The following is a 15719-nucleotide window of genomic DNA, read 5'->3' as shown; positions in this document are numbered from 1 at the left end:
GTCTCCACCCAAGGATTAATCATCTTGAAATACTTTCACCTGACTGTAAATGGCAACCGTATATCTTGCGCTGCCGGAAAGAGTGAGCGTGTCCGTCATCACCGTGGAATCACTCACTGCGATGTCAAAAGCGTACTCTCCGGGGAGAACCGCGCTGTAGGATGACGCCGAGCCATAGGAGGCAGCGGCGCTGAAACTCGAACTGGTGCCGGAAGCACTCACAGAAAGATCGGCAAAAGCGACAGACCCATTAAGAACGCGCACGAGAACAGTGTCCGCTTTTGTGGGGTCACCAAAAGTGTATCTCTCCTGAACATTAGCTAACTTTAAACCTGACGATGTATCACCAAGCATAAAAACTGTGCCCTTCTTTTCAGTCACAAAGACCATCTGCAAGGTTGTGTCAACACCGCTGTCAGAAAACTGTATCTCCAGGGTGCGTGAGCCTGCATCAATTTCTTCATATGTGCTGGCTTCACCCGCTCCGAGTGAACCGAAAGAGGCGCCCACATCGGTCAGTTTTACCGTGGCCGAGCCGAGACTCGACAGATTGATAAAGCGCGCTTCAGCCTTATAATCTATAGGCTCAATCAGTGTCTTATCAAGCTCGATACAGCCGCTGAAAAAAAATGTAACCAGAGCAATAGCAATAAAACTTGGTGTTCTCAACTTCATTTCAAGTTCTTCTCCTTTGACCCCTGATCTAAACAACAGGGCACCTCTATGCCTCATCTTCAAAATCCGCTGTGAGGGAAACATGACAGTTTCTCCCTTACCTCGGTACCTGTTGGACTTCTATACCGTTGTTGAATATATACCCTACTACTAATATATGTCAAGAAAAGACCCAAGACACTAAAAATAGCGTCTATCGGGCCTTTCTGACGCTTCAAATAGCTGTTTGACCTCTCTATTCCCGGAGTCATATTTCAGTGGTTTCTGACTGCGCCACTTGCAACCGTCCCGCGTCCGTGTTCAATGAGAACCAGCTCCAACCGAGTATAACCTGTCAATCGGTCGCTCTAGTCTCACTGGCTTTCCCGTAACAAGCTTCGGCCAGACGCCAGCTCCCCTCACGCTCATAATCTCTGCCGAGATGGAACCAAGCGGTTGGATCGTCCAAGGATACTTCCAGTGCCCTCCTGTGAACAGTAATAGCGAAATCAGTCTCTCCCGCCTCTGAGTGGAGTGAACCGAGATCATCGAGAGCAATTGTCCACCGCATCCGCAGCGGAAGTTCATCGTCGGCCGCGCCTCCCAGTTTTTCCTCAAGGAACTGCCGGATGGACGAATCTGCGCCGCAACAGTAGTGTAGTGTTGCGAGAGAAAGAGCTTTGACGTCGAGATCGCCGCTGGTGGAGAGCATCTTCAACTCTTCTATGATTTCCGGTTCGAGGGACTCCAAGTCCGGGGAGAGGAAATTGTTGACGAACAGAACCAGCCCCATCACCTGTGCCGCAGGATGTTGCGAGTCGTGGTGCAGCAGCAGTTCTGCCGCCTCGCTACGGTCATGTTCTGTTCTCACCTTCAGGATTCCTTCTACGCTGTTGTTGCGAGGCTTCAGTTCACCGTACCACGCCTCCATCTTCGCCTGCAGCCAGTCGGCACTCTTATCGGCATGACACTGTCCGCACGCATTATGGATACCGAGCATAGCATCAAACTTCGGCCGCGGGATGGATATGGTGTGGTCAGAACGGGCAAATTTAAGCTGCCCGCCGATGCCGCGGTGCTGCAAAAAAGGCATGTGGCACGAAGTGCAACGGCTCGCCGGTGAATCGGGCGCGTGATGGCTGTGGTCTTCGGGAGACGCTCTCTTCCCCGCATGGCATCCTGTGCACTGACGGTCGTCGAATCTTCCATCAAGCCGATTCCCATTGATGTCGCGGTAGTCCTGCGAATGAGGATCGTGACAGTCAACGCACGTCATGGAGCCGCTCAGGTAGCAGTCGCTGAAGAGATGATTCTGCTGATAGGCAAATGAGGCTACCCGTCCATCAGGGAGATAGGGATTGTTGCCCAGGATCGGCAGCTTCAGGGAGTAGTAGCGCTCCAGCTCCATCCCGGGGAGATAGCCGTCTCTCAAAACGTCCTTCACGGCATGACACTGAAAACAGACGTTCAGTGACTGATCCTTATTAAGCGCGGAAAGAGAGGGCAATCCAATATCTCCTTGCCGCAGATTTTCGCTCCGGGCCAGTTCCACGTGTCGTCTTCCGGGGCCGTGGCACGATTCGCAATTGATGGCAAGCGTAGTGAACCTCGTCTCGACTCTCGCTGCCGAGGCGTCATATGCCACCTGAATCTGACTGCCGTGGCAGTTCTGGCAGTTGGAGAAATCGGAATGGGTACCTAGGATTCTGAACGGCGGCCAGTGAGTCAGGTCACTTAGAGCAATCTCTCTGTTTACATGAGTCCAGACATCCCCCTTTTTCAACTGGACAAACCAGATGTTTTCATCTCGGATAAAGTCAAGTGGCAGCATGCGCAGAGTGCCATCAGGGAACTTGGAGAAATAGCTCTGAGTGCCGCCGCCGATCATGTGTCCGCCGCCGATAACAGCATCCACCGTCAGGACCTTTTCGGCCTGGCCGGTCTGCCGTACGGTAAACCGGTACTCCCCTTCGCCTGTTACCGAAGGGACAACTTCCGCATCTTTGAACTGGAGCGGCTTCCCATCGAATTGACCGATGATTCGCTCCGGCGACGGCTCTCCGCCGGCGTTTCCGTGTGTAGATTTCTGCCACGAATTGTATTCGTCTTCATGACACTCCCTGCATTCATTCTCGCCGGCGAAATCGTCGAAAGTGATTCGGCTCTCCTCCTCTATGCTCCGAACGGGTGGAAACGGGATTATGCCCAGTTCTTCAAGACTTGCGCTGGTTTCCTGCTGCAGTGGCGTTTCCCCCTCGCTGTCGGATTTCAGGAAGAAGACGAGAAACAGGGTAACTAGAAAGAGAACTGCCAGCCCGGCAACAGCGAGCGGGGGAAACTCCTTAAAACAAATAGTTCGCCACAGAGTCACTACTTGCTACAAACCTTGAAGGTTTCAATCCACATACGAACTCGAAAAGTCAAGCGGTCTTGAACCTTCAAGGTTTTGAGTTGGCGTCTGAAGATAGATTAATTCTCCTTGATCTGAAGCTTCCAGTTGTCGTCCCGCAACTCGTCCCGGTGTGTGGAATGAATCAGAATGTAGTCTCGAAATCCGAGAATATCGCCAAACACAAATTGAACCCCGCCTTGAAGGTCATGATATAGCCAGATCTCGTACGGCTTCATAGCCATGTCAGCGGCATGGCGATCGTACTCATCGGGTGGACCGTAAACTATATAGACTCTGCCGCGATCGGTTTGCCACCCCTCCTTGCGGCCGGTGGAAAAGGCTTGGCTGGCATATTCCGCCCTTCGCAGATACTCCAGCTTCATCTCATTCTCGAACGTACCGGGCGACGGATCGCGGCGTTCCCAGAACTCAAACAAGAATCTTCTCTTTTCTTCCGCTGAAGAGAGAGAAGCATAATAGTCCTGTTCCTGATCGCTGGCGATGTGTTCTGCCATACTGAACTCCCTGTTCAGTTCATCTGGCGTCATCGTACCGTACACTTCAGCCATAAGTTGCGCCAGCCTTTGCAGCGTTATTTGACCGGCTAGCGGACCTCCACCAAGAATATAAAACTCTTTCTTTGCTGATATAGCAACTTTCCCAACTGAGTCGGTTATACTGAACTCAAAGTTATAGATTCCTAGCGCGAGAGATGAAACATTCAGAAAACCGATCTCAACGCTCGATTCGCTGGTGCGGCGTTTCTTCCGAGTTTTGACGAGAAGTTCTTTCCCCTGTCTGTCTATCACCGCTGCTTTTGTGTGATAAAGACCACCGCGAGAGTCAGTCAGGAGATTGTACGCTTCAATGTAATAGTTGAGGGAAGGAAGATCATCACCATAGACCCGGCCTGGATTTGGCACTACCTCAAGAGAATTCTTATAGAAGATGCTTCCCGTAGGACTGGCGGCACGGCGCACAGATGAACAAAGTTCGATATCGCTTAAGGTTGTCTCTGAGGAATGGAAAGTCTTGCGCTCAATCTCAAGAGCGGTTTCAGAGCGGTTGGCGTGCTGGTTCATATCGATACTTTCAACAGTTAAAGTCTGCACATCAACTGGAATGGTGAGTCCCACCACACCTACCACCGAATTACCTCCGCTCCGGAAAACAGTGTCAGGGACGGTGTGAGGAATCTGCCAGACATTATCGACAGCCGCGGACTCCTCTTCCGCTTTTTGAACAGTAACGTGGAGTATTATCCCCCCTTCAAACGCTTCGTCACCCTGGCTGTAGCTGATCTGGGTTTCATCAAACGCATAGTAAATCTCTAGATAGTTGGCATCGCCCTGGTAGCGAAACTGGGCTAAGTCCACATCCACGTTAAAGGCGTCCGCCGAAAGGGAGACGGAAAACGTAGAGAGCAATAATGGATAGTAAAGGATTCGACCCCGCATAGAGTTTCCTGATTTACTGACATGAATGTAACCAATGCTGACTCCCTATTAAAGTGGTAAATAGCGGGACACTTCCTTTTAACCTTGACAGATAGCTAATGGCAATGTAAACTCAAGAAGATACCACTGCGTTGTTTCTCGGGAAGGATCTTCATGAAGACAACTAAAGCTATCCTGCTCTCTCTTTTCATTTTTACCACCGCTGTACCTTTGACGGCAGGTGTCACCGGGAAGATCACGGGTATCGTAGTAAACTCCGCCACAGGTGAACCCCTCGTAGGTGTCAACGTCTTACTCAAGAACACACCGCTGGGCGCCGCCACCGATGCTAGCGGCAACTACACAATCCTTAATGTACGCGGCGGTAAATACACCGTTATCGCCAGTATGATCGGTTTCAAAACAGTGGAAATGGTCGATGTTACAGTCCTGGCCGATCATACCACTACCGCCGATATTAAACTGGAGCAGACAGCAATTGAAGGGGAAGAGGTCATCATCACGGCTGAACGACCGGTGATCGTAAAGGATGAGACAGCCACCACATCCACGGTTCTTGCCGAGGAGATCCAAAACATGCCGGTCAACTCTTATCAGGATATAATGACGACAGTGGCCGGTGTAGTAGAGAATCACAATTCAAACACCGGTATTCATATCCGCGGCAGCCGGACCGGCGAGGTCGCCTATCTTGTTGACGGATTCCTTGTCCTGGACCCCATCTTCGGAGGCACCGCATCAGATGTGACGCGCAGCGGTATTTCAGAACTTTCCATCGTCACCGGTGCTTTCGACGCTGAATACGGCAACGCTATGTCCGGTGTGGTCAATATCCTCACCAAGGAAGGGACGGACAAGCTGAGCGGTTCCATAAGGTTCGCAACCGATCAGTTCGGTCGCCTCTTCTCTGATGCGCCACCTGATTTTGACTGGGACAGCCATAGAATCGAGGCGTCTGTCGGCGGACCGATACCCATTCCATTTCTGAAGAAAGATTTTGCCACCTTCTTCATCTCCGGCGATTCGTACAACACCAACACCTATCTCTCCAGAAGCAAATTCCCCAAACCGATCCTGCTGACCGACGTGGACGACGACGGTGTTTATGACGAGGAAGATGGCGACGAATATGTCAGTGATATTCACGATATGGATATGGACGGTGACAAGGAGGAGCCACTGGTGAAGGGCTTTGTCTCTAAGAATGGCACCTTCCGTAACGAGATCAGGATTAACGCCAAACTGGTGTTCAGACCTCTGTCAGGTATTAAGATTACAACCGCCAGCATTCTCAACCGCATCAAGCGGAGATCATACAGCCAGAGCTTTCGTCTCGTACAGGACAATCTGGCTCCCACTTGGGATGAGAGCGATCTTTACTATGTGACACTGAGTCACACACTGTCGCCGAAGACGTTCTATAACATCAAGTTTTCAAGTTTTGTAACGGATACACGATCGGGCCTTGATAAGTATATGAAGAATCGTGAAATGTGGTACACGGAAGATGCCACCAAGATTAATCAATACTGGCGGTCGTACGAACCGTACGCCGATGTGGACGGCAACGGTGCCTACACAGAGGGAGAACCGTTCCAGGATATAGACGATGACGGCCAGTGGGACATAGGCGTTTATGATACCGGCATGGACGGCATTTTTTCCGAATCGTTCTCTGATGACAACGGTAACTACACCTGGGATCCGGGCGAGGCGTTTGTGGACGTGAATGGCGACGGTATCTGGACGGGACCGGATGAGGGCGAACTGGACGGCCTGCCGACCCCGGGGGAAGAAGGTGTAATGGATCGGTGGTGGAGTTTTTACGCCGAGCCTTTCGTCGATGAACCCGACGGAGTTTACCGTGCAGGCAGCACAGACATTCTGGTCTATGATGCCAATGAAGACGGTGTTTATGATCCGCAAGACGGCGACTACTTTATCGATATCGCCGGCGACGGTGTCTGGCGCGAGGGTGAAGAATTCACCGATGTGGACGGCGACGGGGAATACAACTACGGCGCCACCCCCTGGTTCCGGACATCAGCTTTCGAAGGGACATCCAATTACGAGTTCTTCGGCAGTTATCCCATCTACGATCTGAACGGTGATTCCGTCAGATGGACTGAGTCAGAAGACATCTCCTATACTAACTCTACCTCCAACACGACAACGCTCCAAGCCAACTTCGTCTCCCAGATTACACCGGTTCACCAGCTGCAGATCGGAGGTGAGATCAAGAAGCACGACCTGTCGGACTACCAGATCAGCGGTTATGGAGGTGGCATCTGGGGCCTCGCCAGCGACGCCAGCTATGTCAACTGGCACAACAAACCGGAGGAGAAAAGTCTCTACATCAAGGACAAAATCGAATACCGGGACTGGATTGTTAACCTCAGCCTGCGGTGGGACTATGTGGATCCCAAGAGCAGTTTCCCCGATCCCCTGCGTTCCCTCGTATGGGTAGATGAAAACGGCAATTTTACGTCAGGTAACGCCGGTCCAGAAATATTCTATGACCAAGGTAACGGCGCATGGGACTCGGGTGAATACTTTGAAGACGTCAACAGCAACGGCCAGTACGATAATGGTGAAATCTTCACCGACACAGGCAACGGCGTATGGGACTGGACCGATACTCCCAACGGCAGGTGGGATGTAGGAGAATCGTTCAGCGACGCTAACGGCAACGGCCAATACGACGACGGCGAGAACTTTAGCGACACCCCTAACGGCTTCTTCGACAACGAAGATGACCACGAATACTTTGTAGACGGCAACGGTGACGGTCTCTGGACGGGGAGGGTCGCCAAGTACGGCTACCTCGACGACGATGGCAATTTTGTAGAGGCACCCCGGGCGGAGAAGAAGTGGAAAATCAGCCCTCGCATCGGCATCGGTTTTCCCATCACTGACCGGGTAGCATTTCACTTTTCATACGCTCAGTTCTTCAAGTGGCGCGAATACAACCTTATGTACAGGCTGGCGAACATGGCTGATCCCAATATCTACCAAAATTCCCTCTGGCCCTTCCCGTACTCCCTCAATGACTGGTACATTGCCCGCGTCGGCAATCCGAACATGAAGCCAGAGACAACTGTTCTCTATGAGCTTGGACTGCGGTGGCATCTGAGCGAGAATTTCTTCCTTAAGACAACTCTTTACTACAAAGACGTATACGATTATGTAACCTTCGTTAACTACTACGTCGACCCGACGGATTACGCTGTCCTTGAGAATCAGGACTACGCCAACTCCCGGGGCATTGAACTCAATCTGCAGAAGCTTTTCAACCGCAACTTTTCGTTCTCGATCAACTACACATATTCACAGGCTGTCGGCAACGCATCTAATGAACACTCCCACTGGAACGAAGAATACCTCTCGTCTGTCTACGGCACTTATCCTTCCATGAAGACGGTAACCATGAGCTGGGATCAACCCCACACCCTCAACTTCATCCTCGACTACAGACACCCAAAGAGATACGGTCTCAACCTAATCGGCTACTACGGCAGCGGTCTTCCCTACACGCCGACAGACGTCCGCGGACTCAACCTCGGCGAAAGCAACAGCGGCCGCATGCCGTCAAACGCATATATCGATTTCATGGCCTACAAGGATTTCCAGTTCAAGTCCATGGTCGCCCGCCTCTTCCTTGATGTCAGGAATGCTCTCAACACAAGAAACATCTACAATGTATTTTCCAATTCCGGCAAACCGGATGAAAGTCTTAACCCTAATGCATCACCGGTCTGGGAAGACAGACCTCACTATTTCGGCCCGCCGCGGCATCTTGAAATCGGTATCGAAATCCTGTTCAAGGAATCGGGAGATCTGTTCAGTGGATTCCTTAAGAAGGACAGGCTGTAGCCCCGATGCTTTACGATGAGTAATCTCATGTCCGGCAAAAAGACGCTCATTCTCCTGCTACTTGTCTTTTGCAGCACTCTGTTACCACAGCGGGACAAAATGAACAAACTGGAATATTACAACACGGTGATCGCACCGTCGAAAGGGCGTCCACCCATTCTTAGCCGACTGTTTGGATACGAGCACAGAAAACGAAGTGTCCTTGACATTGGTAACCTCGTGCTCCGCTTTTCCAATGCCGCTATCCTCGGCTACGATCGGTGGGGACTAAGCCATGAATTTCCTGCTGGAAGTATGAGTACTTTCCAGTGCTGCACTTATTACTGGACCCTGGCTCCTATCATTGGCGGACTCATCAAAGGGCAGCCGTCCGTTGCCGTGGGAGTACGCGGCGCCGTGAGAGATCACGAAGAGGAATTCGAACCGCTTCCCGGCTACGATGCCGACTATGTTGATGAACAGGCCAACATCGGCATCGCCTTCAACGACAAACCGGCATCATGGCCAGCATCGTGGCCTATCGAGACAGATCCAACGGGGAGCTATACTGACGCTGTCACCAACAAATCGTGGAGCGGTATTGAGCGCTTACTGGATATCGATCAGCCCGGCGGCAGCGGTCTGAGATTCCCGGGCGTCCTGGATGGCGTTTCAGTGGCTCCCCGGGAAGCTTACTTCGTAGCGACAGACAATGATCCGCTGGAAGGAAATACGCTGGAGAGTAACGGCATTGGTCCACTCAACGTGCGCGTCGATATGTGGGCATTGCAGTACGATGATATCCTTAACCAAGACTTTATCATCTACTGGGAGAAATTTACGAACGTCGGCAAGGATACGTTGTACGAAGTGTTTGTCGGGCTGGTGGGCGATCCGGATACACCTGAGCAGGGCGGCGCCGAATGGACAGACGACTACTCACTCTTCATCCACAAGGACGACCCTCTCATGGCGGAGAAGCTGGCCGATACAACTGAATCTAATCTGCTGTGGGACCTCGGCATCATCTGGGACGGTGACGATCAGTCGGAAGGGTTCAAATCTTCAGGTCTCGGCTGGGTCGGGCTCAAGGCACTGAAGACTCCCTACACCCAGACAGCTGATGGTGAAGATAACGATCTCAACGGACTCATTGATGAAGGATTTGACGGTCTGGACAATGATGCCGATGGCGATATTGACGAAGAAGACGAACAGGAAGAGATCGGCATCACCAACTATTTCGCCTACCCGTACGACTTGGATGCACAGAGTGATAATGAAGCATACTTCACCCAGATCCGGGGCGGATTCGGTTTCGATAATCCGGATTACACAGGATACCAGGAAGCCCCCCACGCCGATGACATCAATCAGAAACCGTACGCTTATGGACCGGATGTCACCACCGTTATGACATCGGGACCCTTTACCTTGGCACCCGGACAGAGCGTCGACTTCGTTTTTGCCGACATCTTGGGTGTCAACGAAACGGATCTTTTAACCAACGCCAGAACAGCCCAGCGTCTCTTCAACGTGGGGTTCAAGGCAGCTCAGCCTCCCAAGGAACCTGTGGTTTACGGCGTGGCCGGAGACAAGGAAATCACGCTCTACTGGGACGCCTATCCCAGCGAATTCAGCATCGATCCCAACACTGGCAACAACGCTTTCGAAGGTTACCGCGTCTACAAGTCCATCGATAAGGGAGCCACCTGGGGCAAGCCAGTCACTGACGGACAGGGAAACACCGCCTTCTACGTTCCGCAAGCAGTATATGACAAGGCGAATGACTGGTCCGGGATGTTCGCCTACGGGAGTCCATCCCTCTACTACGATCTCGGCAACAGCTCAGGATTGAAGTATTCATTCACTGATAAGACAGTACTCAACGGTGTAGAGTATTGGTACGCTGTCTCCGCTTACGACCACCCTGACGGCATCGTTCCGCCTCTTGAGAATCCACCTAAGAAATCGCGTAGTGACGCCTCCGCGCCAGGCAACAACACTGTCATCCTGGTGCCCCAGGCTAAGCCGGCAGGACATCAGGAGGGGATAATCGATGTGGAGCATCAGAGCGGAAATTCTACCGCTCAAATTGTGTTTGATGTCTACGATAATGATAGACTCTCCGGTTACGATTACGTTCTCACCGTCTCTGACGATCTTGACAGTGAGGATAACAACACCAAGAGTTACACTGTCCTTAATAACGCCACACTTACCGAAGCGACACTAATCGTGCCGACGGGTACTAAACTTTCACGGCGCAATCTGGTAAAGGGCAAGCTATCTGTCTCCGGGCCTGAGGGGTATGAGGATTTGAACAACTCAAACGCGTACGATTTCGGCGAACCGTTTACGGACGTAAACTCCAGCGGCGCCTGGGATGAAAAGGTGACATTCAATAAAAACACCGATTTTACCGTTGAGAATGAGAGCGGAATAATCTACGCCGCAGAAGAGGGGGCACTGGTCAAAGGGACCATATACACTATCTCTTACAAGTATTATCCCATTTATGAAAGTACACTCTTGGCAGGCGAGACGTCCAACCCCAGCTTTGAAGGGGTACGCCTCACTATTACCGACCCGGTCGCCATCCAGCCCGACCCGCTCACCAGCTATTGGTACAACCCCGATAACGAAGGCGATATTTCCAACACTAACTGGTTCATCACGGCAACATCCCTCATCGACCCGGGGAATCCGGACGACTATGAAGTCCGCTACTCCACCGACAGTACAGAGATCCTCTCCCCGCCGGGGATAAAAGTCCCCATCGAATTGTGGAACACTTCAGACAACTTGCGTATAGAACCTCTCATTGTCTCCCCAACTCCCCAAGGCGGCGTCATCACCAGCGGGACAGATGTCAGAATCATAGAGGTACCTAACAATGCGGAGCAGGGCGCCATCACGTGGAGTTTTGTTTTCCAAGCCCCTGAGCCCGCAACAATTTCAGCGGACACGAATGTGACAGTGCTGTGCGATACAACCCTTGCGGGGAACGGCATATACGACGAAGGGGAACCGTTCACCGACCTCGACACGAGCGGCACGTGGAACGAGGGAGAATCTTTCATGGACTGTTATTTCGATTCAGCCACCGCCCTATCGGCTCTCAACATTGGTATCGCTAATATGACACAGATGCTCCTCGACAGCGTCACCCTCTGTGCAACGCCTCAAATGGATACCACCATCACGGGCGAGATTCTTGACGTTTTCCAGTATGACTTATCCACCTTTACTTTCGACACCCTCATCGGCCTGAAATTCACCGCCGAGGTTGCCGCCATCTGCGATACTGCCATCGCTCCTATCATTGGTGATGCGAGATACATTGCAACCAGTAAACCGCTCACGTCGGAGGACAGTTATCTCATTCGTACCTCGGCCAGCCAGGCTGAAGTGTCCGACAAGGATCAGCTGAAACAGGTGAAGGTGGTTCCCAATCCTTACGTGGTGACATCGGTTTTTGAGACAAATATTGAGAGAAAGGAAGTGCAGTTCCATTATCTGCCGCAGCAGTGCACTATCAGAATTTTCACGGTTGCCGGTGAACTGGTGCGCGTCATTGAGCACCGGGAGGGGAGTCTCGGCTGGCGCGGTCCCGCAGTGGAGGCGTGGGACCTGAGGTCATACAACAATCAGGAGGTGGCATTTGGCGTCTATATTTTCCACGTTGAGACTGACGGCGGCGGAGAGACATTCAGCGAAACAGGTAAGTTCGCCATTATCAGATAGAATGAAATTAGTCAGGAAAATAATCACCTTGCTGATCTGCTCCACCATATTGACGGCAACCAATGATAATGTGGCCACCTCGGTGGCGCACTTTCTGAAGATCGGTGTTGGCGGGAGGGCGGAAGCCATGGGAGGCGCCTTTACGGCGCAGGCGGACGACGCAAGTTCTCTCTACTGGAATCCTGCCGGGCTGGCGGTCATGGCTTCGCCCCAAGTAATGTTCTCGCAGACGAATTGGATCACAGATATCAATCATGTTTTCCTTGGCATTGCCTGGCCTGTAAGTCCCAAGTTCGGCTCCCTCGGACTAAGCATTGTTTCCCTGAGTATGGAAGATCTGGAGGAGACAACCGAACAGCAACCAGAAGGGACAGGCAGAAAATTCCCCGCGGGTGATTTCCAGTTCGGCGTGGCATATGCACGCAAGATTTCCGATAGATTCGGTGTAGGCCTACACATGAAACTGATTCAAGAAGTCATCTCCTTTTCAAGAGCTCGGGCCATGGCCATCGATGTGGGGACGCGTTACACTACTGACTTCCTTGGACTTAAAATAGGGATGGCAATCTCCAACTTTGGCACAGAAATGACCATGGGCGGCACGGACCTTATCTATAAGAAAACTGATCCCTATCCCGACATCGGCTCCAACCCCAATATAAACTCACTGCTGGAACCCAAGTCGTGGCCCCTGCCCACTTCCATCCGCATCGGTATGTCTCTTCAGCCCGTGGGCCCTAGTGGCATTATGAATCCCGGCATAGCAACCGTCACCGTCAACGCGGACTACTTCGATCCGCGGGACTTCAATCCGTATCTGAACGTGGGAGCGGAGGCAGTCGTCTTCAAAGTGCTAGCCCTGAGAGCAGGACTCGTAAACCGCTTTTCGGGGAACTTCGAATATGATGAAGCAGAGGGAATTTCGAACATCTTAACATCGTCGTCACTGATGGGCGATTATGAACAGTTGATGACGTTTGGCTTTGGGCTGGAGCAGAAACTTCCGTTCAGCAATACGGTGGTTACTGTGGACTATTCTTATTCCAATATACCGTTCTTTTCAGGCGTACAGCGATTCACCCTTTCACTGAAATTCTGACAGAGTGAAACCTGTCAAGTCGCACCAGTCCTGACAGGTTGGAAACAGCCTCTCACTCCTCCTTGTCCAGCTCAGCATCTATATCCTTCTGAGATTCTTTCTTAGTCTTGCCGCGGTCATACTTCTTCTCAGATTCCTCCACCTTCTCTCCGGGAATCGGATGGGTGGACTGGCGCAACGATTTACGAAAGCGCCCCTTTGCGGGGCGCTTCTTCCGTTTTTTCTTTGCCGCGGTCATAGTACCGGCTCAGCAGGTAACTACTTCATGACTACTTCAAGAGGACGAGCTTCTTTGTGTTACTGAATGAGAATTATTCGCTAATAATGGCCTCAGGACCTGAGTTAGGCTCCACGCTGATCCTGTAAGTTTGTTGATTGCTTGATGTTGCACCGTAAGGATCTGTTACAGTTAGTTGGAATGTATATTCACCTGGACCAGATTCAAAACTGTTAGAAGGAGATTCTGGATTGTCAATTGTAACCTCGCTACCGCCAATCTGTTCCCATTTATAAGTGAGCTTATCGCCATCACTATCAAAGCCGTCACCATTCAGGGAGATGGTCATACTTGCTGTCTCAGGATCGCCATCATGCTCGATTTCATTTTTGATGATAGCATCTTCTATGGCCTGCAACTCTGCTTCCTCAGCTTTCAACGCCTCTTGAGTGGCTCGATATCTTTGCTCTTTCTGGGCTTTTTGATCTATTAAGTGGATACGGCCGCCAATGGAAAGAACTAAAAGTAAAATAAATGCGATTAATTGACCAAAACCATTGTTCATGGGCTACCCTCCTTTATTTTGTTTAACTCTTCAAATAGATCCGTCAAACCATAGCCTCTATTGAGCTAACTTTGAATAAAATACTAACGGTTCTTCTTGGTTGCAATCATTTTCGTAAAGAAAGATTAACAGTGAAATTTCCCCATCATCCACCGTGCCATCTCCATCGGGAGCTTCAGCGAGTGATTACTTCAAGAGGACGAGCTTCTTTGTGTTGCTGAAATCACCCGCCTTGAGCTGGTAAATGTACACTCCCGCTGCCGCCGGCTGGCCGTACCTGTCAGTACCGTCCCACACAGCGGTATAGCTGCCCGGCGACATACCCTGACTCACCAGTACCTTCATCTCCCGTCCCAGCATGTCATAAATGGTCAGTTTGACGTCACCCGCCTGCGGCAAATCGTAGCGGATCGTCGTTACCGGATTGAACGGATTGGGATGATTCTGGTGCAGGGCGTACTCTTCCGGCAATACAACCGGCTCATCTACAGCAGCACTGAACTCCCCCATATCAGCAAGCACCGCGTAGGTCAGCGCACTTTGCAACATGGACTGAAAACCGTCAGGAGAGTCCGCTGCCATCACAACAGTAATAAACTTCATTTTATCCCCGGGACCCAGATCGACAGCTCCAGACATCTGTATTACAGCGTAATCGGCTGGATCTGTCTCATCGGGAGAATCGGTACCTGACTGCAACCGTTCGACGAACTCCTCATCCTCTAAATCTTCATCCATGTCAAATGAGAGGTGCATACCAGCACCTGTTTCCGTTTCGAAAATGGTGGCTGCACCTACATAACCGGGTGAAGAACCGTCAGCATCATACATGTAGCTTACCTTCACAGGAATAGTGCTGGCATAGATGGGATCTATCAGATTAAAGCTCAACGAACCTGAAAGATCGTCATCAGCATATAGAAGATCACCATCCCCAGAATAAGAAACGTCCCAATCGAAAGCATAACCGGCTCTGACGAACGTTAAAGGATCAGGACCATCGTGACTGAGGCTCGTTCCAATCAAGACCATATCTTCGCCGTCCATGGTAACAATGAGCTCTTTTGCTCTCAGACCAGTGGTTTGATCAATCATGTATCTGGACACAAATTCAAAGCCTTCTTCAATATGAGAACTAATGCCCCAGGAGTTTGGAATCCAACTCTCTTCATCTCTACCTATGCCACCCAGCAACAGGTCTTCACCGTCATATCCCATAACCAACAGACCACCAAAAGAAAGATAATGGGCCCCAGATTCCGCCGGCCACTCGCCATTAGGGCCAAGTGGAGTACCTTCATTTAAGTCCCAATGGGTCATTTCACCATGGCTGTTCCAGATGAAACGGAAATTCCCGTGGAGATTGGGAACGAGAGTGAAATTATTCGCTCCCAGCATACCGTCATTACCAATCTGCTGAATATAAATATCCGCAGCTGTGTCGATGTTTCTATCCTGCTCCCAAGTCAAAATAGCGCCACCGACTCCGTCATGGGCCAACCTATAAGAACCCGGTTGATCGTAATTCCACGCCTCCCCACCGGATCCACCGGCTCTGTCATGAACGAGAACTTTAGGCGTTGTGCTGTCTACATCCCCGTCTGTATTCACAAAGATTGTTTTTACATAGAGATTCCCGTCAGAAGAACCCCGCCAGGCAACTGTAGCCTCTTTTTCTAAAAGGGTATTTGTTATTTCATGAAATTCATTCCCGGCAGGGTTGGGGCCGGAGGGCC

9 protein-coding genes are annotated in these 15719 nt (G+C 51.1%); 3 read left to right on the top strand and 6 right to left on the bottom strand.

What is annotated here, in order from left to right; genetic code table 11:
- Window positions 1-15 precede the first annotated feature (15 nt).
- The 3 genes from QF669_00310 to QF669_00300 form a co-directional block, all read right to left on the bottom strand.
- Window positions 16-675, bottom strand: a complete 660-nt coding sequence (locus tag QF669_00310; GenBank protein ID MDP6455887.1) for a hypothetical protein — start codon at window positions 673-675, stop codon at window positions 16-18.
- A gap of 334 nt (window positions 676-1009) precedes the next feature.
- Complete coding sequence (locus tag QF669_00305; protein MDP6455886.1) at window positions 1010-3025, bottom strand: multiheme c-type cytochrome; 2016 nt, start codon at window positions 3023-3025, stop codon at window positions 1010-1012.
- A gap of 98 nt (window positions 3026-3123) precedes the next feature.
- Window positions 3124-4503 carry a GWxTD domain-containing protein gene (locus QF669_00300; protein MDP6455885.1) on the bottom strand — a complete coding sequence of 460 codons (1380 nt, stop codon included), beginning with the start codon at window positions 4501-4503 and terminating at the stop codon, window positions 3124-3126.
- Between the two features lie 153 nt (window positions 4504-4656).
- On the opposite strand from QF669_00300, the gene QF669_00295 reads away from it, so the two are divergent.
- Genes QF669_00295 through QF669_00285 form a run of 3 tightly spaced genes read left to right on the top strand, consistent with a single transcriptional unit; the run spans window position 4657 to window position 13201 of the window.
- A complete protein-coding gene (locus QF669_00295) occupies window positions 4657-8376 on the top strand; it encodes a TonB-dependent receptor (protein MDP6455884.1) in 3720 nt (1239 codons plus the stop codon).
- Window positions 8377-8403: 27 nt separating this feature from the next.
- Window positions 8404-12102 carry a hypothetical protein gene (locus QF669_00290; protein ID MDP6455883.1) on the top strand — a complete coding sequence of 1233 codons (3699 nt, stop codon included), beginning with the start codon at window positions 8404-8406 and terminating at the stop codon, window positions 12100-12102.
- A 1-nt stretch (window position 12103) separates the two neighbouring features.
- Window positions 12104-13201 carry a PorV/PorQ family protein gene (locus tag QF669_00285; GenBank protein ID MDP6455882.1) on the top strand — a complete coding sequence of 366 codons (1098 nt, stop codon included), beginning with the start codon at window positions 12104-12106 and terminating at the stop codon, window positions 13199-13201.
- Window positions 13202-13253: 52 nt separating this feature from the next.
- On the opposite strand, the gene QF669_00280 is transcribed toward QF669_00285, so the two are convergent.
- From QF669_00280 to QF669_00270, 3 genes are all read right to left on the bottom strand, one after another.
- Window positions 13254-13439, bottom strand: a complete 186-nt coding sequence (locus QF669_00280) for a hypothetical protein (GenBank protein MDP6455881.1) — start codon at window positions 13437-13439, stop codon at window positions 13254-13256.
- 73 nt (window positions 13440-13512) lie between these two features.
- Entirely contained in the window at window positions 13513-13983 is a 471-nt protein-coding gene (locus tag QF669_00275; GenBank protein MDP6455880.1) for a PKD domain-containing protein, read from the bottom strand.
- 186 nt (window positions 13984-14169) lie between these two features.
- Window positions 14170-15719: T9SS type A sorting domain-containing protein (locus QF669_00270; GenBank protein MDP6455879.1), on the bottom strand; the 1550-nt coding region annotated here is incomplete at its 5' end.

Source organism: Candidatus Neomarinimicrobiota bacterium, from assembly GCA_030743815.1.
Taxonomy (GTDB): Bacteria; Fidelibacterota; Marinisomatia; order Marinisomatales; family S15-B10; genus UBA2146.
This window is presented reverse-complemented; position numbering and strand designations above follow the sequence as displayed.

Bases quoted from the DNA above. Each gene is read 5' to 3' on its own strand.
- QF669_00310 (MDP6455887.1), bottom strand. From the start codon at position 675: ATGAAGTTGAGAACACCAAGTTTTATTGCTATTGCTCTGGTTACATTT.
- QF669_00300 (MDP6455885.1), bottom strand. From the start codon at position 4,503: ATGCGGGGTCGAATCCTTTACTATCCATTATTGCTCTCTACGTTTTCC.
- QF669_00295 (MDP6455884.1), top strand. From the start codon at position 4,657: ATGAAGACAACTAAAGCTATCCTGCTCTCTCTTTTCATTTTTACCACC.
- QF669_00290 (MDP6455883.1), top strand. From the start codon at position 8,404: ATGTCCGGCAAAAAGACGCTCATTCTCCTGCTACTTGTCTTTTGCAGC.
- QF669_00285 (MDP6455882.1), top strand. From the start codon at position 12,104: ATGAAATTAGTCAGGAAAATAATCACCTTGCTGATCTGCTCCACCATA.
- QF669_00280 (MDP6455881.1), bottom strand. From the start codon at position 13,439: ATGACCGCGGCAAAGAAAAAACGGAAGAAGCGCCCCGCAAAGGGGCGC.
- QF669_00275 (MDP6455880.1), bottom strand. From the start codon at position 13,983: ATGAACAATGGTTTTGGTCAATTAATCGCATTTATTTTACTTTTAGTT.